Annotated in this window: 19 protein-coding genes; 10 read left to right on the top strand and 9 right to left on the bottom strand. The window is 64.6% G+C overall.

Features of this window, described 5'->3' with window-relative positions:
* The first annotated feature begins 18 nt into the window (after nucleotides 1–18).
* On the top strand, nucleotides 19–465 hold the full coding sequence (locus tag J4O76_RS08175) for a phasin family protein (RefSeq protein WP_426281255.1): 447 nt from the start codon (nucleotides 19–21) through the stop codon (nucleotides 463–465).
* Between the two features lie 119 nt (nucleotides 466–584).
* On the opposite strand, the gene J4O76_RS08170 is transcribed toward J4O76_RS08175, so the two are convergent.
* Both J4O76_RS08170 and J4O76_RS08165 read right to left on the bottom strand, forming a co-directional pair.
* The gene (locus tag J4O76_RS08170) at nucleotides 585–1,583 is read right to left on the bottom strand and encodes an inorganic phosphate transporter (RefSeq protein ID WP_056057726.1); all 999 of its coding nucleotides are present in this window, start codon (nucleotides 1,581–1,583) and stop codon (nucleotides 585–587) included.
* Between the two features lie 168 nt (nucleotides 1,584–1,751).
* Nucleotides 1,752–2,870, bottom strand: coding sequence for a DUF47 family protein (locus J4O76_RS08165; protein ID WP_056057730.1), 1,119 nt, complete (start codon nucleotides 2,868–2,870; stop codon nucleotides 1,752–1,754).
* Nucleotides 2,871–3,065: 195 nt separating this feature from the next.
* Between J4O76_RS08165 and J4O76_RS08160 the strand changes: the two genes are divergently transcribed.
* Entirely contained in the window at nucleotides 3,066–3,230 is a 165-nt protein-coding gene (locus J4O76_RS08160) for a hypothetical protein (RefSeq protein ID WP_165895150.1), read from the top strand.
* 40 nt (nucleotides 3,231–3,270) lie between these two features.
* Here the strand turns inward: J4O76_RS08160 and J4O76_RS08155 are convergent, their stop codons facing one another.
* Nucleotides 3,271–4,596 (bottom strand): MFS transporter, encoded by a 1,326-nt coding sequence (locus J4O76_RS08155; RefSeq protein WP_426281254.1) that lies wholly within the window; start codon nucleotides 4,594–4,596, stop codon nucleotides 3,271–3,273.
* A gap of 114 nt (nucleotides 4,597–4,710) precedes the next feature.
* On the opposite strand from J4O76_RS08155, the gene pgsA reads away from it, so the two are divergent.
* Genes pgsA through J4O76_RS08140 form a run of 3 tightly spaced genes read left to right on the top strand, consistent with a single transcriptional unit; the run spans nucleotide 4,711 to nucleotide 5,968 of the window.
* Nucleotides 4,711–5,262: a CDP-diacylglycerol--glycerol-3-phosphate 3-phosphatidyltransferase gene (pgsA, locus tag J4O76_RS08150; RefSeq protein WP_056489286.1), complete on the top strand. Its 552-nt coding sequence runs from the start codon at nucleotides 4,711–4,713 to the stop codon at nucleotides 5,260–5,262.
* Nucleotides 5,263–5,264: 2 nt separating this feature from the next.
* Nucleotides 5,265–5,522 (top strand): molybdopterin converting factor subunit 1, encoded by a 258-nt coding sequence (moaD, locus tag J4O76_RS08145; RefSeq protein ID WP_426281253.1) that lies wholly within the window; start codon nucleotides 5,265–5,267, stop codon nucleotides 5,520–5,522.
* Entirely contained in the window at nucleotides 5,519–5,968 is a 450-nt protein-coding gene (locus J4O76_RS08140) for a molybdenum cofactor biosynthesis protein MoaE (protein WP_426281252.1), read from the top strand. Before moaD ends, J4O76_RS08140 begins: the two co-directional genes overlap by 4 nt.
* A 112-nt stretch (nucleotides 5,969–6,080) precedes the next feature.
* Here the strand turns inward: J4O76_RS08140 and J4O76_RS08135 are convergent, their stop codons facing one another.
* The 3 genes from J4O76_RS08135 to J4O76_RS08125 all read right to left on the bottom strand — a co-directional run bounded on the left by J4O76_RS08135 (nucleotide 6,081) and on the right by J4O76_RS08125 (nucleotide 8,656).
* Nucleotides 6,081–6,752: a fasciclin domain-containing protein gene (locus J4O76_RS08135; RefSeq protein WP_426281251.1), complete on the bottom strand. Its 672-nt coding sequence runs from the start codon at nucleotides 6,750–6,752 to the stop codon at nucleotides 6,081–6,083.
* Nucleotides 6,753–6,886: 134 nt separating this feature from the next.
* On the bottom strand, nucleotides 6,887–7,519 hold the full coding sequence (locus J4O76_RS08130; protein WP_426281250.1) for a fasciclin domain-containing protein: 633 nt from the start codon (nucleotides 7,517–7,519) through the stop codon (nucleotides 6,887–6,889).
* Between the two features lie 234 nt (nucleotides 7,520–7,753).
* The gene (locus tag J4O76_RS08125; protein ID WP_056057748.1) at nucleotides 7,754–8,656 is read right to left on the bottom strand and encodes a hydrogen peroxide-inducible genes activator; all 903 of its coding nucleotides are present in this window, start codon (nucleotides 8,654–8,656) and stop codon (nucleotides 7,754–7,756) included.
* A 147-nt stretch (nucleotides 8,657–8,803) separates the two neighbouring features.
* Between J4O76_RS08125 and J4O76_RS08120 the strand changes: the two genes are divergently transcribed.
* Both J4O76_RS08120 and J4O76_RS08115 read left to right on the top strand, forming a co-directional pair.
* Nucleotides 8,804–9,349 carry a peroxiredoxin gene (locus J4O76_RS08120; RefSeq protein ID WP_055879693.1) on the top strand — a complete coding sequence of 182 codons (546 nt, stop codon included), beginning with the start codon at nucleotides 8,804–8,806 and terminating at the stop codon, nucleotides 9,347–9,349.
* A 128-nt stretch (nucleotides 9,350–9,477) separates the two neighbouring features.
* Nucleotides 9,478–9,996 (top strand): carboxymuconolactone decarboxylase family protein, encoded by a 519-nt coding sequence (locus J4O76_RS08115; RefSeq protein WP_056051403.1) that lies wholly within the window; start codon nucleotides 9,478–9,480, stop codon nucleotides 9,994–9,996.
* Between the two features lie 115 nt (nucleotides 9,997–10,111).
* Here the strand turns inward: J4O76_RS08115 and J4O76_RS08110 are convergent, their stop codons facing one another.
* Entirely contained in the window at nucleotides 10,112–10,879 is a 768-nt protein-coding gene (locus tag J4O76_RS08110; RefSeq protein WP_056052944.1) for a sulfite exporter TauE/SafE family protein, read from the bottom strand.
* 162 nt (nucleotides 10,880–11,041) lie between these two features.
* Between J4O76_RS08110 and epsC the strand changes: the two genes are divergently transcribed.
* The gene (gene epsC, locus J4O76_RS08105; RefSeq protein ID WP_056057758.1) at nucleotides 11,042–11,734 is read left to right on the top strand and encodes a serine O-acetyltransferase EpsC; all 693 of its coding nucleotides are present in this window, start codon (nucleotides 11,042–11,044) and stop codon (nucleotides 11,732–11,734) included.
* A gap of 13 nt (nucleotides 11,735–11,747) precedes the next feature.
* Complete coding sequence (locus J4O76_RS08100) at nucleotides 11,748–12,086, top strand: DUF2794 domain-containing protein (RefSeq protein ID WP_426281249.1); 339 nt, start codon at nucleotides 11,748–11,750, stop codon at nucleotides 12,084–12,086.
* A 180-nt stretch (nucleotides 12,087–12,266) separates the two neighbouring features.
* On the opposite strand, the gene J4O76_RS08095 is transcribed toward J4O76_RS08100, so the two are convergent.
* Both J4O76_RS08095 and pncB read right to left on the bottom strand, forming a co-directional pair.
* Nucleotides 12,267–15,194 (bottom strand): TonB-dependent receptor plug domain-containing protein, encoded by a 2,928-nt coding sequence (locus J4O76_RS08095; RefSeq protein ID WP_426281248.1) that lies wholly within the window; start codon nucleotides 15,192–15,194, stop codon nucleotides 12,267–12,269.
* A 155-nt stretch (nucleotides 15,195–15,349) separates the two neighbouring features.
* Nucleotides 15,350–16,654: a nicotinate phosphoribosyltransferase gene (gene pncB / locus J4O76_RS08090; protein WP_426281247.1), complete on the bottom strand. Its 1,305-nt coding sequence runs from the start codon at nucleotides 16,652–16,654 to the stop codon at nucleotides 15,350–15,352.
* An 82-nt stretch (nucleotides 16,655–16,736) separates the two neighbouring features.
* Between pncB and J4O76_RS08085 the strand changes: the two genes are divergently transcribed.
* Nucleotides 16,737–17,351: an isochorismatase family protein gene (locus J4O76_RS08085; protein WP_426281246.1), complete on the top strand. Its 615-nt coding sequence runs from the start codon at nucleotides 16,737–16,739 to the stop codon at nucleotides 17,349–17,351.
* Nucleotides 17,352–17,388: the final 37 nt, after the last annotated feature.

The following is a 17,388-nucleotide window of genomic DNA, read 5'->3' as shown; positions in this document are numbered from 1 at the left end:
CAACACAGGAGAGAGACGATGGCTGACGACTTCAAGCAGGCAGTCGATGACGGTGCGAACGCTAGCAAGGCGGCAACCGACCGCGCGGCGGATGCGGCGAAGGGTGTGACGGACACGATGCGCGACCATGCCGAGAAAGCGCGCGATGCGTTCTCGGAGAAGGTCGTCGATCCGGCGCGGCGCGCTGGCGAGGCGATGAAGGAGTCGGGCGGCAAGATCGCCGAGGGCGGCGCGACGATCGGCAAGGCGATGATCGACCAGGCCGAGCAGAACGCACGCGAGGCCTTCGCGGCGATGCGCGAGGCGGCGAGCGCCAGCGACCTGACCCAGGTGATGAAGATCCAGGGCGATTACCTACGCGAGCAGAGCCAGCGCAGCATGAGCCAGGCACGCGAGATCGGCGAGCTGATCATGAAGTTCGGCAAGGACGCGGTTGCCCCGTTGCAGGGCGGCGGGATCAAGTAAGCCGTCCGGCCGATACGTCGCTCTCCGCTCGGAGGTGGAGCGGCGTACGGACGAGCAAGAACGCCGCCGCTCCGACACTATGACGGAGCGGCGGCGGACCAGCCTCAACTATTTCCTGCTTATACGAACAGTCCGACGAGCCAGTACGTGCCTGCACCGATCAGCCCCGCGGCGGGCAGCGTCAGTGTCCAGGCCACGACGATGTTGCTGGCGACGTTCCAGCGGACCGCGGATAACCTCCGCGCGGCGCCGACGCCGACGATCGAGCCGGTGATGGTGTGCGTCGACGATACGGGGATGCCCCAGAACGTCGCCGCGAACAGCGTGATCGCGCCGCCGGTCTCCGCGCAGAACCCTTGTGCGGGGGTGAGGCGGGTGATCTTCGAGCCCATCGTGTGGACGATCCGCCATCCCCCCGACAGCGTACCCAGCGCCATCGCCGCCTGGCAGGACAGCACGACCCAGAGCGGGACGTGAAATTCGCCGCCGAGCAGGCCCTGCGAATACAGCAGGACTGCGATGATCCCCATGGTCTTCTGCGCGTCGTTGCCGCCGTGGCCGAGCGAATAGAGCGCGGCGGAGATCAGCTGGAGCTTGCGGAAGCGTTTGTCGACGCCGAGCGGGGTGAGCTTGAGGCTCGTCCAGGCGACGATCAGCACGAGAACGAGCGCGAGCATCAGGCCGATCGCGGGCGAGGCGAAGATCGCGAGGACGGTCTTGATCACGCCGCTCCAGACGATCGCGCCGAAGCCGATCTTGGCGATGCCGGCGCCCAGCAGCCCGCCGATCAGCGCATGGCTGCTGCTCGACGGGATGCCGAGCACCCAGGTGATGACGTTCCACGCGATCGCGCCCATCAGCGCGGCGAAGATCACCTGCGCGTCGATGACGTGCGCCTGGACGATGCCGGTGCCGACGGTCTGCGCGACGTGGAGGCCGAACACCGCGAACGCGATGAAGTTGAAGAACGCTGCCCAGAGCACGGCGTATTGGGGTTTCAGGACGCGGGTGGAGACGACGGTGGCGATCGAGTTCGCCGCGTCGTGGAGGCCGTTCAGGAAGTCGAACAGCAGCGCGATGCCGATGAGGCCGATGAGGAGGGGGAGGGAGAGGATCATGCGGTTGCCGCCCTATCCGCTACCGCTTCACCCCCCCGGCGAAGGCCGGGGTCCAATTGGAAAGGTTGCAGCAACGGAACGCCGCCCTTCGTTATTGCCGTCCCCCAATTGGGGCCCGGCCTTCGCCGGGGGGGGGCTGTGCGAGAGGACGCGGACTCAAGCGACACATCAAGCATGGTCGATGACCAGCCCCTGGATCTCGTTCGCGACGTCCTCGAAGCGGTCGACGATCTTTTCCAGGCTGCTGTAGATCTCACGGTTGATAATGAAGGTCATCGGGTCCGCACTGATCTTCGAGGCCTGGAACAGCGCGCGGAGGCCCGTATCGTGGATGTCGTCGGCATGCCCCTCGATCTGGATCAGTCGCGCGGTCAGGTCGTGCAACCGGCCTGCGTTGGTGCCGAGCGACCGCAGCAGCGGAATCGCCTCTGCCGTAATCCGTGCGGCCTCGACGATGATTCCGGCCATGTCGCGCATCTGCGGTGAGAACTCGGTCACCTCGTAGAGCGCGATCGCGTTGGCGGTACCGTTCATCTGGTCGATCGCGTCGTCCATCACGCCGATCAAATCCGTGATCGCGCTGCGGTCGAACGGTGTCACGAACACCCGGCGGACGTCCTGCAACACCTCCCGCGTGATATCGTCGGCCTCGTGCTCGCGCTTGACGATTTCGGCAATCTGACCCTCGATCGAGCCTTCGCCGTGGAGCAGCCGTGCAAGCGCATCGGCACCGGCGACCAGGGTCGCGGCATGCGCGTCGAACAGTTCGAAGAACCGCCCCTGCTTCGGCATCAGCGACTGGAACCAGCCCAGCATCGGAATTCTCCTTTTCGCACTCGTGCGTACGACGGGTAAGATACGTTGCGCGAGCGACGCCGGGATCGGCGGCTCACGGAAAGCAGCGATCAGCGCCTTCAGGCCGGGCTCATTGACAGCCTCCGCCGCACGATCAAGCGTAAACCAGCGTGTGTCGCGTTGATGACGCTCGGGCCAGTCCTCGACCTGCTCGACGAATGCTAGCGGAAACACGGTGACGATCATGTCGCGGTAACGGCCGGTGCGGCGGCGTTTGCGATACGCGAACTGTCCGACCGGCGAGGGGCAGGGGATGCCGCGGATACCGGCTTCTTCGTACGCCTCCTGCGCGGCGGCCTCGTGGCTGGCGAGGCCGACGATCGGATTGCCTTTGGGGATCACCCAGCGCCCGGTATCGCGCGAGGTGATCAGCATCACGCGGGCGTGGCCGGCTTCGTCGATCACATAGGGAAGGGCGCCGATCTGCTCGATGGTCCGGGTCCTCGCACCCGCAAAATCGCGGGGAAAGTCGGGAGCTTATACCCGGTTTTTACGTAAGGATAGCGGCGCAGCGGAGAGTTTTCGGACCGTCATCGCGGGTCCATTTCTGTCCCATTGCCGGACGCCGCTACCTTAACCACCTTTGTCACTGGTCGAATTGGTAAACGCGACGTTAACGTTTGCATCATGACCAGACGCCTAGTCCTCACCAACGAAGCCGCCCGCCATCCGATGCGCCGTTCGCTGCCGCCACCGGTCATCGCGAGCGCGAGGAACGACGATCAGGACGTGAAGCTGTTCCTGCTCAGCTTCGCCGCGTTCTTCACGTGCTTTTACAGCTTCATTTTCTGAGAGAGCCCAGCGTAATACTCCCCTTAGCGGGGAAGGATACTTAACCTCGAGGCGTCGGCAAACAGCCGATCGCGTCGTCGTCGCAGGCCCGGTGCAGCTTCTGCGCGAGCCATGCCGAGACGAGGCACATCGCCGCGACGAGGAACAGCATGTCCTCGGGCGTCACGCCCATGGCGGTGATGCCGATGACGAGGATCGAGCCGATCGTCATCGCGCCCGAATTGACGACGTTGTTCGCCGCCACGGTGCGCGCAGTCTGGTCCTTCTCGACGGTGGTCGTCAGGAACGCATAGAGCGGCACGACGAACATCCCGCCGGTGATCGCGATCGCCAGTAGCGTCGCCAGCACGGGGATCGCACCCGGCTGATGGATGAAGCCGGCCCAATCGTAATAATGCCCCGGAGCCGCGGGCGTCCAGTTCCGTGCCAGGAACGAGAACAGCACGACGAAGCCGCCCATCGCGATCACCGACGCGGGCGAGAACTTCGCGGAAATCCGCCCGCGCAGCATCGAGTTGATCACGACCGAGCCGATCGCCACCCCGACCGAGAACACCGCGATCACGAAGCTCGCCACTCGCTCGTCGGCGGTCAGCACGTTCTTCACCAGTGGCGGGAAGACGATGATCAGCACCGCGCCGATCGTCCAGAAGAAGCTGATCGCGACGATCGCCAGGAACAGGCGGGGGATGTGTAGCGTCGCGCTGATCAACCGCCACGATGCCGTGAACGGGTTATAGTCGAGTTTGAGAGGCGGTCCCTCGCGCGGGGCTGGGGGTACCTGTCGGCCGGAAAACCAGCCGATCACCGCGACGATCAAGACGCTGGCGGCGGCGCCCTCGATCGGGATCCAGCCTGCGGTGACCGTGCCGAGCAGGATCGCAAGATACGTCCCGGCCTCGACGAGGCCCGTGCCGCCGAGCACGTCGCACGGTTTCAGATGCTGCGGCAGGATCGCGTATTTGATCGGCCCGAAGAACGTCGAATGCACGCCGAGGCACAGCACCGCGCCGAGCATCAGCCCGATCCCCAGCGACGGATGCCCCGCGCGCGCGACCATCAAGCCGGTCGCACCCAGAAGCATGATGCCGATCTCGACCGTCTTGACGATCCGGATGATCCGCGCCTTGTCTTCGCTGTCCGCTAACTGCCCGGCGAGCGCGGACAGCAGGAAGAACGGCAGGATGCCGAGTCCCGTCGCCAGCGCGTTGAAGTTCGCCTCCATCTTCGGATCGTTGAAGACGGCATAGGTCGCGAACAGGACCATCGAGGTCTTGAACAAATTATCGTTGAACGCGCCGAGAAACTGCGTGGTGAACAGGGGCAGGAAGCGACGTTGCTTCAGCAACCCAAGGGCATTGAGCATGACGGGAAATAGCCCTGATCGTTGCGGTAATGTGTCGAACCCTTAGCCGAGCGTCATCCGCACGCCAACGTTAAACCGGTTTCGCCCCGCGACCGACCGGTATAGGGGTGGTTGGTGCTGAGCTTGCCTAACCTCCTGACATTGTCGCGGATCGTCGCGGTGCCCCTGCTGGTCTGGTTCCTGTGGTGGCCCGACTGGGAGGCTGGGTACGGCATCGCCTTCGTGCTGTACTGCCTGATGGGCATCACCGATTATTTCGACGGGTATCTCGCGCGGTCGAGCGGCGCCGTGTCGCGGCTGGGGATCTTCCTCGATCCGATTGCCGACAAGATCATGGTCGCCGCGGTGATCCTGATCTTGGTCGGCACGCGCGATATCGCCGGCATCCATGTCATCGCCGCGCTGGTGATCCTGCTGCGTGAGATCGCGGTGTCGGGATTGCGCGAGTTCTTGGCGCAGGTACAGGTTTCGGTGCCGGTATCGCAGCTCGCCAAGTGGAAGACGACGTTGCAGCTCGTATCGCTCGGCGGGATCATCCTTGGCGGGTCGGTGCCCGAGATGGTCTGGGTGCATACCGTCGGCATCGTCGCGTTGTGGGGCGCAGCCGTCCTTACGTTGCTGACCGGGTGGGATTATCTCCGCGTCGGCCTGAAGCACATGGACTGAAAATGACGTTACGAATGGTGTATTTCGCCTGGGTGCGCGAGCGCATCGGCACGGGTGAAGAGTCGGTCGAGCCGCCGGCGAGCGTCGTGACGGTGGCGGACCTGGTCGATTGGCTGGCCGAGACGAGCCCGGCGCATGCGGGAGCTTTCGAGAACCGATCGCGGTTGCGCGCGGCGATCGATCAGGATTTCGTGCCGCTCGATACGCCGATCGGCCGCGCGCAGGAGATCGCGATCTTCCCACCGGTGACCGGCGGATGATCCACATCTCGGTCCAGCAGTCTGCGATCGATATCGCGGCCGAGATGATGCGCGCGGAAGCGGCAGGGGCGGGCGCGGTGGCGACGTTCACTGGGCTGGTGCGTGCTGACGACGGCGTGGGGACGCTCGAACTCGAACATTATCCCGGCGCGACCGAGGCTGCGTTGATGAAGGTTGCCGAGGGTGCGATCGAGCGCTGGTCGCTGAGTGCGGCGATCATCGTGCACCGCGTCGGACCGATGCATCCGGGCGAGCGGATCGTGTTCGTTGCGGCGACGGCGGCGCACCGTGGCGCGGCACTGGAGGCCTGCGCGTACCTGATCGATCGGTTGAAGACCGACGCTCCGTTCTGGAAGCGCGAGACGCGCGGAGTCGAAGCTAGCTGGGTCGAAGCGCGTGATGGAGACCATGCCGCCGCGGCACGCTGGGATATGTCGAAGGGCTAACCCAGAGAATGTTCTCCCGCGAAGGCGGGAGCCCAGACTGGATCCCCGCCTTCGCTGGGAAACAAAGTAGTGCGGGCCGCGCTCCCGGATGGGATCGCGGCCCGCAGTCGCATCAGCCGAGCTTCGGAACGCTCATGCCGTTGGTGAGATGAACGACGCCGTTCGTCTCCTTGATGTCCGCCGTATCGACGTACGACTTGATACCGGCCGTGTCGGTCAACTCGATGTTCCCGTTCGGCCCAAGCCCTGCGATCAACGGCTGGCCTGCCAGCGTCGTCAGCGTTGCCTTGCCACCGCCCGCGGTGATCTGCGCCTTCAACTGGTCCGCGGTCAGCGCACCGGCAACGACGTGATACTTGATGATCGTCGCCAGCGTCGGTGCCGACTCAGGCTTCAATAGCGTGTCGAGCGCACCGGCGGGCAGGCGCGTGAAGGCCTCGTCGCTCGGTGCGAACAGCGTGTACGGGCCAGGGCCTGCGAGCGTCGCCTGCAACTTCGCGGCGGTCACCAGCTTTGCCAGCGTCGCGCGGTTCGGCAGCGTTGGCAGTGCAGCGGCGATGGTCGTCGTTGCTGCAGCAGTCGGGGCGACAGGCGCGCCGGGCTGTTGCGGAGCAACCGCCGTGCCAAGTGCCGCCGGAGTGGATGGCGTCGCTGGCATCGCCGTCTGTGGTGCGGCCGGTGCCGCAGTCCGCGGCGCGATTGGCGCTGCCGTCTGGGCAGTCGCACCAGTGGCAGTAAACAGGCTCGTTGCCGCAGCAATCATAAGGTGGGTCTTAACAGTCATCTGCAACTCCAGAGATTGTGATTGGGACGGATGAAACTCGAACGATGGAATTTGGGGATAGAGGCGGCGATCTCAACTATTTCACCGACAGGATGTAGCATCGGTACGATGAACCGAGCCTGTCTAACTCATATTTAGCTCAGTTTAGGGACGATCACGCCATTCACGACGTGAACGACGCCGTTCGACTGGCGGACATCTGCTGTCTCGACATAACTCTTGTTACCGTTGACGTCGGTCAACGCGATGACCGCGCCTACCATTGTCGCAGTGATCGGGTCACCCTCGACCGTGGTCAACGTCGCGGTACCGCCACCGGCCGCGATGCGCTGGCGCAGATCGTCGGCAGTGATGACGCCCGGCACGACGTGATACGTCAACACCTTGGTCAACGAGGCCTTGTTCTCGGGCTTCAGCAAGGTGTCGACCATGCCGGGCGCGAGCCGTCCGAACGCATCGTTGGTCGGGGCGAATACGGTGAAGGGGCCGGGGCCGGACAACGTGCCGACCAGGTCTGCGGCCTTCACCGCGGCAACCAGGGTCGACAGGTTCGGCGCGGCGGACGCGTTATCGACTATCGTCCGCGTCGCCATCATCGTCACGCCGCCGACGGTCGGATTGGCGACTGCGGGCGGCCCGTTCGGTACCGCCAGTGCGGGATTGGCGGGCGTCGTCGAGGCGCTGGCCACGTCGTCCTTGGATTTGCCGCTGCACGCGGCGAGTGCCAGCGCGCTGGTCATCAGCAGCAGTGGAAGCGTCTTCGACATCGTTCGGTCTCCAGCGGGAACTGGGAAACATACGATCGAAGGCCGAGTTGGTTGCGCAAGCGTGTCGATCTCGGGATGGGGCGAAGACCGAGCGCGCCCAGTTCGCAACGGCCTCCCATCCCTGAAAGGGAGGGGCAGGGGGTGGGTCGGCTTCCGCATCGGAGAACGTCGGCGACACGAGCCGGCCTACCCACCCCCAACCCCTCCCTTTCAGGGATGGGGGCAGAAGTGAGTCTATTGAACGTCTGCCAGCGCCTTTGCCATCAAACGGAAGTCCTTTTCGCGCGGACTGGCGCGGCGCCAGACGAGCGCGATCCGCCGCACCGCATTCTTCTCGTCGAGCGGCCTCGCCGTGATGTTGGTGTTGTCGAGGATCCCCGCCTTCAGCGCCATTTCCGGCAGCATCGTGATGCCAAGGCCATTGTCGACCATCTGGACGATCGTGTGCAGCGACGTTCCCAGCATCGTCGCCTCCGCACGCAACTCCGGCCGGTTGCACGCGCCGAGCGCATGGTCCTTCAGGCAATGCCCGTCCTCGAGCAGCAGTAGCCGCGTCTCGTCGATCGCCGACGCGGGGATCGCGGGCAGTGCGGTTGGCTCCTCGCCCGACGGATAGGCGACGAACAGTCGATCCTCGAACAGCGTCTCGGACGTCACTTCGCCACATGCGTAGGGTAGCGCCAGCAGCACGCAGTCGGTGCGGCCATTGTGCAGTCCCTCGCACGCCGGACCACTTGGCTCCTCTCGGAGGAACAGCTTCAGGTCGGGATAGTCCTTCCGCAACCGCGGCAGGATTCTCGGCAGCATGAACGGCGCGATCGTCGGGATGACGCTCATCCGCATGTCACCCGACAGCGGCTGGCCGGCGGCGCGCGCCATGTCGCCCAGTTCCTCCGCCTCGCGCAGCACGCGCCGCGCTTTGTCGGCGATTCCGTCGCCCAACGGCGTGAACCGCACGACTCGCCGGGTACGCTCGACCAGCACCACGCCGATCAGCGTTTCCAACTCGCGAAGGCCCGCCGACAGCGTCGATTGCGTGACGAAACACGCCTCCGCGGCGCGTCCGAAATGGCCGTGGTCCTTCAGCGCAACAAGATATTGCAACTGTTTCAACGTGGGTAGGTAGGTCGCAGCCATTAATCGCCTCTATCGATCATCAGATGATAAATAGAGCGTTGGATCGATTACACCAGCCCCCTATACCGCAATGCACAACACCCGAGCGGGCCAACCGCCGCCTTTGAGGATGCCTGGAGCCAAGTTTATTTCCAGGAGGCTTCCATCATGTTGACCATCGGCGACCAGTTCCCATCGATGACCATTCCCGTCCAGCAGGGCACCGCAGCGCTGCCCGCCGGCGAGACGCTCGACCTCACGACGGCCTATCCCGGCAAGTGGAAGGTGCTGTTCTATTGGCCGAAGGACTTCACGTTCGTGTGCCCGACCGAGATCGTCGGCTACAGCGACATCCGCGGCGATTTCGAGGACCGCGACGCCGTGCTGATCGGCGCGTCGACCGACACCGCGCACGTCCACCTCGCCTGGCGCAAGTCGGATGCGGACCTGGCCGCTGCGGACTTCCCGTGGCTCGCGGATAACGGTGCGAAGCTCGCCGACGCGCTCGGCATCGTCGACAAGAACGAGCATGTCGCGTTCCGTGCGACCTTCATCATCGATCCGGACAACGTCATCCAGGCGGTCCAGGTCAACGGCCTGAACGTCGGCCGCAACCCCGCCGAGACGCTCCGCGTACTCGACGCGCTGCAGACCGACGAGCTCTGCCCGTGCAACTGGAACAAGGGCGACGACGTCCTCCAGCTCGCTGCGTAACTGAAACTCCCCTCCCGTTCGCGGGAGGGGTTGGGGGAGGGCGTGTCCATACGGGCCGCCCTCTCTTTTTGTCTCCAGTCCCTCCCCCGACCCCTCCCGCAGGCGGAAGGGGAGCAGAAGGAATTATCATGTCGCTCAAGGAATTCGCAGGGCAGCTGCCCGACTACGCCAAGGACATCCGCCTCAACGTCGGCTCGCTGCTGAACGAGACGCATCTCACCGACCAGCGCAAATACGGCCTGCTGCTGACCTGCGCGCACGGCTCGGGCTACAAGCCGCTGGTCGAAGCCGCCGAGGCCGAATGCGCGCCGAAACTCTCGCCCGAGGCCGCGAACGCAGCGCGTGCAGCCGCTGCGGTGATGGCGATGAACAACGTCTATTACCGGTTCACGCATCTCGCCGGAAACCAGGAATACCGCAACATGCCTGCCAAGCTGCGGATGAACGTGATCGGCCAGCCGGGTATCGACAAGGTCGATTTCGAGCTGTTCAGCCTTGCCGTGTCGGCGATGAACGGCTGCGGCATGTGCATCGACAGCCACGAGCAGATTCTGAAGAAGGCCGGTGTGACCGCGGAGGCGATCCAGACATCGGTGCGGATCGGCGCGGTGATGGCCGCGGTCGCGACGGTCCACGCCACGCTGTGACCCTCTGTCCCCCTCCCGCTTGCGGGAGGGGTTAGGGGAGGGGCCGGCCTCAAGTACGGCGTCGTATTTGGCACGCCCTCCCCCGACCCCTCCCGCAAGCGGGAGGGGAGTTCCGTTAGTGCCAGATCGCGCGGTATAGCCCGAAGAGGCTCGTGATCGTCAGGATCACCCCAACCAGCACCATCAGTGTCTTCGCCGGCACGCGCTTCGCCAGCATCGCTCCGAAAGGTGCCGCCAACACGCCGCCAATCAACAGCCCCACGGTGGCCTGCGTGAACGCCGCCCAGCCGAGCTGCGTGATGAACGTCGCCGAGATCGTCGCGGTCAGGAAAAACTCCGCCGTATTCACCGTCCCGATCGTGGTCCGCGGCGATGCGCCCTGTACCAGCAGATTCGACGTCACCACCGGGCCCCAGCCGCCCCCGCCCGCCGCGTCGAGGAACCCGCCGACCAGTCCGAGCGGCTCGACGATCTTCGGCTCCTTCTGCTTCGGCGGATAGCGCAAGCCCCTGTACAGCAGGTACACGCCGATCGACGTCAGATACGCAAGAATGAACGGTTTCGCCGTGCTCGCATCGATGTTCGACAGCACGTACGCGCCCAGCACGCCGCCGATCACGCCCGGGATCATCAGCCGCAGGAACAGCGTCCAGTTGACGTTCTTGTGCAGCACATGGCTGATCCCCGACACCGCGGTGGTGAAGGTCTCGACGGTATGCACGCCCGCCGACGCCGCGGCCGGTGGCACGCCGACCCACAGCAGCAGCGTGTTCGAAATCACCCCGAACGCCATCCCCAGCGCGCCATCGACGATCTGCGCGGCGAACCCGACCAGGATGAACGGCAACAGCGTCTCGAAGCTCAAGGTCGTCAGGTCGAACATCGGCATCCCCTCAATATCGCGCGCAGAGTGCAACGCGCGGGCTTATCCCACAACAAAGATAGGCTTTACCCCGATCCCGATGCGTTGAGGCGGCCCTTGCGTGCGGTTCTGGAAATCGGTCGTTCGATACCCTAGATACGGAAATCGCGAAGGGGACTGCGGATGTCGAGCGGATTACTGGCCTATCTGGATTCGATCCGCGCCCGCGATCCCGCACCGCATTCGCGCGCCGAGATCATGCTGTATCCCGGCGTCTGGGCGCTCGGCTATCACCGCATCGCGCATCGCCTGTACAAGGCGAAACTCTATTTCCTCGCGCGCTGCGTCAACCATTGGTCGCGGTTCACGACGGCGATCGACATCCATCCGGGTGCAACGATCGGCCGCAATTTCTTCATCGACCACGGCTTCGTGGTGATCGGCGAGACCGCGGAGATCGGCGATGACGTGACGATCTACCAGTGCGTCACGCTCGGCGGCACCAGCCCCGACAACGGCGTCCAGGGCAAGCGCCACCCGACCATCTCCGACGGCGCGATCATCGGCTCGGGCGCACAGGTGCTGGGCCCGATTACGCTCGGCAAGCGCTCGCGCGTCGGCGCCAACGCAGTCGTCACGCGCGACGTGCCGGCGGGCACGACGGTGGTCGGCATCCCCGCGCGCGCGACGACGATCGAGGGCGGCAACGCGCCCGAGGTACCCCGCTTCGTGCCTTACGGTACGCCGTGCAGCGAGATGTTCGATCCCGCCACGCAGAAGATGGAGATCATGCGCTGTGAGCTGGAGACGATGCGCAAGCGGCTCGACGCGCTGCTTGCCGACGAGCATCCAGAGGACCGCCGCGACCGCGCATGATGGTGAGTAACTGATGGGCGTCGTACCTTTTCCCACACCGTCCAAGGCGACGCAGATCGGCTTCGAACGCCTCGAACTGAACCGGATCCTGGACCTTTACGGCCGGATGGTCGCAGCGGGCCACTGGCGCGACTATGCGATCGACTTGGGCAAGGACGCGGCCGTCTTTGCCGCCTTCCGACGTGCCGCCGAACGGCCGGAGTTCAGAATCGAGAAACGCCCGTCGCTGCGTAACAAGCAGGGGATGTGGGCGCTGATTGGCGAGGGCGGCGCGGTGGTGAAACGCGGGCATGAGCTAGGGCCAGTGCTGGCCCCGGTCGAGCGCCGTTTCATGAAGTTGGTCGAAGACTAGGCCGAACTTTGTGATCCTCCCCCGCCAGGGGGAGGTGGATCGCGTAGCGAGACGGAGGGGGAGGAAAGGGAAACCGCTGTTCCGTATCCTCCCCCTCCGTCGCTTCGCGCCACCTCCCCCTGGCGGGGGAGGATCGACTAGCCTGCCCATTCACAATGAGCGGACAGGCATCTCATAAGATTAAAGCCCCCACGACAGACGGATATACCCGAACTGCCCCGGCACGTCATACGTGCTCGGATCATAGTTTGGCCCGGTGCAGCTGAAGCACGCCGGCGGATCCTGGTTGAAGACGTTGTTCACGCCGATCGTCAGCCCCAGCCGGTTCTCCAGCCAGCCCGGCGACAGGGTAACCTGGACATCGCCGTAGAAGGTGTTGTCGAGTGTCTTGCCGTCCGCTTCCTTCACGCTCTTGATGTAGCGGCCGGTGAACGAGGCGCGCGCCATGCCGATGTCCCAGTCGACGACCGCATTGCCCTTGAACTTCGGATAGGACTGCTCGGGCGACCCACGCGTCGTACCCTGGTAATTGGTGGTGGTGAAGCCGACCGTCGCCGGGAAGCTCTCGGCGTATTTCAGCAGGATGTTGCCGTTGAGCGATAGCCCGAACGTCCCCGCCGACGTCTGCGGCGAGCGATAGACTGCGGTGACGTCGACGCCGCGGGTGCGGATCCCGCCGATGTTCTGCAATTGCGCGTTGATGCGCGAGATGATCCCGTTGGGCGTGCGGGAGATCGCTGCACAGCTGAGGGCGTCCGCCGCCTGCGAACAGCGGCTGAGCGTCAGCGTCGCGTCGGTCGCCGCGATCGCGTCGTCGACCTTGATGTCGTAATAATTACCTTCGATGCTCAACTGGCTGGCGATCCCGCTGGTCCGTGCCCAGCTCGGCGCATACACCGCGCCGAACAGCCAGGTGCGCGACGTCTCGGGCTTCAACGCCTCATTGCCGCCGGTCAGTACGCTCAGCTGCCCGCCATTCGGTTCCTGATAGCTGCCGTTCGCGGGCACGCCGTTGGCGATGCAGTTGGCGCGGACGGTCGCGGACGACTGGAACGGCGATCCGGCGACGTTGGTGCAAGGATCGTCGATCGCGGCGTCGGACCGCGATGCCGCGCCGAACAGTTCGCCGATGCTCGGTGCGCGGAAGCCCTGCGCATAGGAGGCGCGCAACAGCAGGTCGCTGAACGGCTTCCACAGGCCGCTGCCGGTATAGGTCGTGTTGCTGCCGCTGATCGAATAGTTCGAATGCCGCACCGCGCCGCCGATCTCGAGCGACTGGATGAGCGGCGTGTTGTGGATCAGGGGTACCCGCAGCTCGGCATAGACTTCGTCCGAGTTGAAGTGTCCACGTGCCGGTTGGGCCGGGATATCCGCACCGAGCCCTGCGGTGATCAGCGGATCGGGCGTGAAGCTGCCATATTGGACGCGGTGCTCATAGCCCGCGGCGAGACCCACGGCGCCGGCGGGAAGGTCGAACAGGTCGCCCGAGATATTGGCGGTATAGTCTTCCAGGCTCTGCGAACTGCGCGCACGCTCGTCGAACGCGATGAAGCCCAGCATCGCGGGCGTAACCGAGCCTGCACCGCCGAAGATGTTGAACGGTACGCATGCCCCGGTGCAGTTCGCGACCGGGCCTAGTGCCTGGGCCAGATTGGCCGCGTTGATGTTGCCCGTGAACAGCTGCTTGGCATCGTTGAAGCCGAGGACGGCGTTGACGTCCCAGTAGAATTTGTGGCTGCCGACGTTGAACGAACCGTCGAGCGTCGCGGTCGCCGACATCGTGTCGACGGTCTGCGAATAGGTCCGCTGCCCAGCCTCGACGAGGCGTCGACGCACCGTCGAATAGTTCGCCGGACCATTGCCCGCGCCGCCCGCCGACAGCGTGTAGCCGAACGGATTGAAGGGGTTGGTCGCATCGACCGAGATCGTGTCGAGCAGGTTGCCGTTGCCAGCGTCCGGCCCGATCACGAGCGGCAGGAACGCCGCCTGGTTCTGCGAATTGCGTCGCGTGTAGTTCATCTTCACGCGCAGGTTCACGTTGTCGGTGAGTTCCTGCTTGGCGCTGACGAAGAAGCCGTAGCGCTCCGACGGGGTCAGGAAATAGTTGAACGGCGAGAAGTTGAAGCGGTCGGCGGACGTGAATTCCTTGAAATCGCTGTTCGGGCCGGTCGGATTGGCGGCGTCGTAGCGTGGCCGCCCGAGGATAGGCGCCGACTTCAACGTCAGGTTCCGGCCACCGACCTGGAAGAATCCGTTGGGGGTAGCGCCCGAACAGCCACCAATGACGTCCGAGCAACTTGTCTGGCCAGGGTTGGGGAACTGCGAAATCTTTCGATCGCGCGTGCTGACCGCCTCCTGCTTCACGTAGCTGCCGCCGAACACCACGCTCGTGCGCGGCGCCTGGATGCCGTAGCTGACGTTATAGTCCTGCGTATGGCCGTCGCCCTGGCGGAACGTGCCGAACTGCGCGGACGCCTTGAGGCCCTTTTGCTGCGATTTGGTGATGATGTTGACGACGCCGGCCAGCGCGTCCGATCCGTAAAGCGGCGACTGGCCCGACTGGAGGATTTCGATCCGCTCGATCGAGCCGACCTGGATCGTGTTCAGATCGACGGTCGAGGGGATGCCGCTCGCCGATGCGCCGTTGACGAAGCGAAGACCGTCGACCAGCACCAGCGTCCGCTTGGCGGTGAGATAGCGGAGGTCGATCTCGGCCGACCCTGCACCGACGCCACCGCCGTCGGGCGGATTGCCGATATTACCCGAATTGTTGACCTTCGAATTGAGCCCGCCCGCCGCGCTCGGCAGCCGCTGGAGAACGTCGGCGACCGACGAAAGCCCGGTGCGCTGGATCGACTGTGCATCGACCGTGACGACGGGGGAGGGCTGGTCGAGCGGACTACGGCGGATGCGCGATCCGGTCACGACGATCTCGTCTCCGCCAGCCTGGTCTACGGATGGGTCGGCAGCCTGCACGCCCTCCGCGGCCGGTGTCGTCACCGATTGTGCGAAGGCCGGCATCGCTGCGAGCATCGCCACCAATGCCAACCCGCTGGCGCCGGCATATTTGCTCGCGCCCGTGAACGTCTTGAACCCACGCTTCAACATTTTTCCCCTTGTCCGCGCCCCAGCAAACATCCGCTCTCTTATCTTATGTGTGCGAATGATGGCTCAGGGGCGTAACGAAGCAAGGGAAGATTGCGTGATGCGACAATTTTGTTGCGATATGTGTCCTGCGTGTTGCGCGCAGGACACGCAGGTGATCAGACTAAAACGGGTGCCGCGGCGCGATCCGCTTCCCCAAACACACGCAGATACCGCGCGATCTCCGTGGGTTCGCCCGTCGCCTTCGCCGGATTGTCGGACAGTTTTACCGCCGGGCGGCCATTCGCAGCGATCACCTTGCAGACCAGCGAGATCGGCTCCAGCGCCGCCGCGCCATCGGGATCGCAGCCGCGGAAGTCGTTGGTCAGGTTGGTCCCCCAGCCAAAACTCATCCGCACGCGGCCGTGGAAATGGCGATAGGTCTGCTCGATCGTGTCGATGTCCATCCCATCGGAGAAGATCAGCAGCTTGGTCTTGGGATCGACGCCCTGCTCCTCCCACCAGCGGATGATCTGCTCGCCGCCCGCGATCGGCGGCGCGCTGTCGGGACGGAAGCCGGTCCACTCCGCCAGCCAGTGCGGCGCGTTGCGCAGGAACGCGGTCGTCCCGAACGCATCGGGGAGGGCGATCAGGAGATTGCCGTTATAATGTTGCCGCCAATGCTCGAGCACGCGGTACGGGGCTTCGGCGAGGTCTGCGTCGCTGTTCGCCAGCGCGGCGGTCACCATCGGCAGTTCGTGCGCGTTCGTGCCGATTGCCTCCAGGTCGGCGTCCATCGCCAGCAGCACATTGGACGTACCGATGAACCGGTCGCCAAGCCCTTCCTTCAGCGCCTCGACGCACCAGCGCTGCCACAGGAATCCGTGCCGGCGCCGCGTGCCGAAGTCCGACAGCACGAGGTCGGGCAGTTCGCGCAACCGCTCGACCTTCTCCCACAGCTTGGCCTTGGCGCGCGCGTAGACGATGTCGAGTGCGAACCGACCGCGATCGCGCAGGGCCGCACGCGACTTCAGCTCGTTGATGATCGTCAGCGCGGGTATCTCCCACATCGTCGTGTGGCTCCACGGCCCTTCGAAATGCAGTTCATATTGCCCGTCGACCTTGCGTAGGTCGTACGAAGGCAATTGAAACTCGGCGAGCCATGCGAGGAACTCGGGCCCGAACATCTTCTGTTTGCCGTAGAAGCTGTTGCCCGCGAGCCAGATCAACTCCTTCTTTGCGAACCGCAGCGTCCGCGCGTGATCGAGCTGCGCGCGCAGCTCGTCCTCGTCGACGATCTCCGCGAGCCGCACGGTCTTGGTCCGGTTGATCAGCGCGAAGGTGGCGCTGACGTCGGGATAGACCTGCCGGATCATCTGCAACATCAACAGCTTGTAGAAATCGGTATCGAGCAGGCTGCGGACGATCGGATCGAGCCGGAAATTGTGATTGTACGTCCGGGTGGCGATATCGGTCACGGCCATGCACATGGGCTCCTGCGTTGCGTAGGGGCCGGGTGTCCGAGAAGACGCGTTTGTGTCAAGCAGCAGCCAAAGGAGATGGGCGATGGCGCGGTTCGTGGTCGTGGTGGATACGCAGTGGGATTTCATGGCGGGCGAGGGCGCGCTGAGCGTAGCGGGGGCCGACGCACTGGTCGCGCCGATGCAGGCGTGGCTGTCGGCTCTCACGTCTGACGAGGTTGCCGGCGTCCTGTTCACGTTCGACACGCATTTCGTCGAGACCTACGCCGGGTCGCCCGAGGCGCAGATGTTTCCGATCCACTGCGTGCGGGGGACGCGGGGGTGGGGCAACATGCTCGACGTCGCGCTCGTCGACCCGGCGATCCCGGCGTGGCGGATCGAGAAGGGTGTGTTCGACATGTGGGCCGAGCCAGGGCTTGCAATCGAGGATGCGCGGGATGCCGAGCGGCCGACTATTGAGCGCGAGGCGTTTTTCGCGGACTTGGCGGCGAGGAGCGTCACCGATGTCACGGTAATTGGGGTTGCGGCGGATTACTGCGTCCGTTGGGCCGTCGATGGACTCATCGCACACGGCTTCGCGGTGACCGTGCCGGCCGGGCTTACGCGCGGTATCGAGCGACAGATCGACGCGGTTGCCGCGGAAGATTTTGCAGGGGCGGGGCTGCTCGTCGAACGGGCCAGTACGCCGAACGCACCGTAAGATTGTTCTCCCGCGAAGGCGGGAGCCCAGACTGGGT

The organism is Sphingomonas sp. NFX23 (assembly GCF_049887795.1).
Lineage (GTDB): Bacteria > Pseudomonadota > Alphaproteobacteria > Sphingomonadales > Sphingomonadaceae > Sphingomonas.
This window is presented reverse-complemented; position numbering and strand designations above follow the sequence as displayed.

Coding starts and splice junctions, on each gene's coding strand:
- J4O76_RS08175 (WP_426281255.1), top strand. CDS start 19: ATGGCTGACGACTTCAAGCAGGCAGTCGATGACGGTGCGAACGCTAGC.
- J4O76_RS08170 (WP_056057726.1), bottom strand. CDS start 1,583: ATGATCCTCTCCCTCCCCCTCCTCATCGGCCTCATCGGCATCGCGCTG.
- J4O76_RS08160 (WP_165895150.1), top strand. CDS start 3,066: ATGACCAGACGCCTAGTCCTCACCAACGAAGCCGCCCGCCATCCGATG.
- J4O76_RS08155 (WP_426281254.1), bottom strand. CDS start 4,596: ATGCTCAATGCCCTTGGGTTGCTGAAGCAACGTCGCTTCCTGCCCCTG.
- moaD (WP_426281253.1), top strand. CDS start 5,265: ATGACGTTACGAATGGTGTATTTCGCCTGGGTGCGCGAGCGCATCGGC.
- J4O76_RS08140 (WP_426281252.1), top strand. CDS start 5,519: ATGATCCACATCTCGGTCCAGCAGTCTGCGATCGATATCGCGGCCGAG.
- J4O76_RS08135 (WP_426281251.1), bottom strand. CDS start 6,752: ATGACTGTTAAGACCCACCTTATGATTGCTGCGGCAACGAGCCTGTTT.
- J4O76_RS08130 (WP_426281250.1), bottom strand. CDS start 7,519: ATGTCGAAGACGCTTCCACTGCTGCTGATGACCAGCGCGCTGGCACTC.
- J4O76_RS08125 (WP_056057748.1), bottom strand. CDS start 8,656: ATGGCTGCGACCTACCTACCCACGTTGAAACAGTTGCAATATCTTGTT.
- J4O76_RS08120 (WP_055879693.1), top strand. CDS start 8,804: ATGTTGACCATCGGCGACCAGTTCCCATCGATGACCATTCCCGTCCAG.
- J4O76_RS08115 (WP_056051403.1), top strand. CDS start 9,478: ATGTCGCTCAAGGAATTCGCAGGGCAGCTGCCCGACTACGCCAAGGAC.
- J4O76_RS08110 (WP_056052944.1), bottom strand. CDS start 10,879: ATGTTCGACCTGACGACCTTGAGCTTCGAGACGCTGTTGCCGTTCATC.
- epsC (WP_056057758.1), top strand. CDS start 11,042: ATGTCGAGCGGATTACTGGCCTATCTGGATTCGATCCGCGCCCGCGAT.
- J4O76_RS08100 (WP_426281249.1), top strand. CDS start 11,748: ATGGGCGTCGTACCTTTTCCCACACCGTCCAAGGCGACGCAGATCGGC.
- J4O76_RS08095 (WP_426281248.1), bottom strand. CDS start 15,194: ATGTTGAAGCGTGGGTTCAAGACGTTCACGGGCGCGAGCAAATATGCC.
- pncB (WP_426281247.1), bottom strand. CDS start 16,654: ATGGCCGTGACCGATATCGCCACCCGGACGTACAATCACAATTTCCGG.
- J4O76_RS08085 (WP_426281246.1), top strand. CDS start 16,737: ATGGCGCGGTTCGTGGTCGTGGTGGATACGCAGTGGGATTTCATGGCG.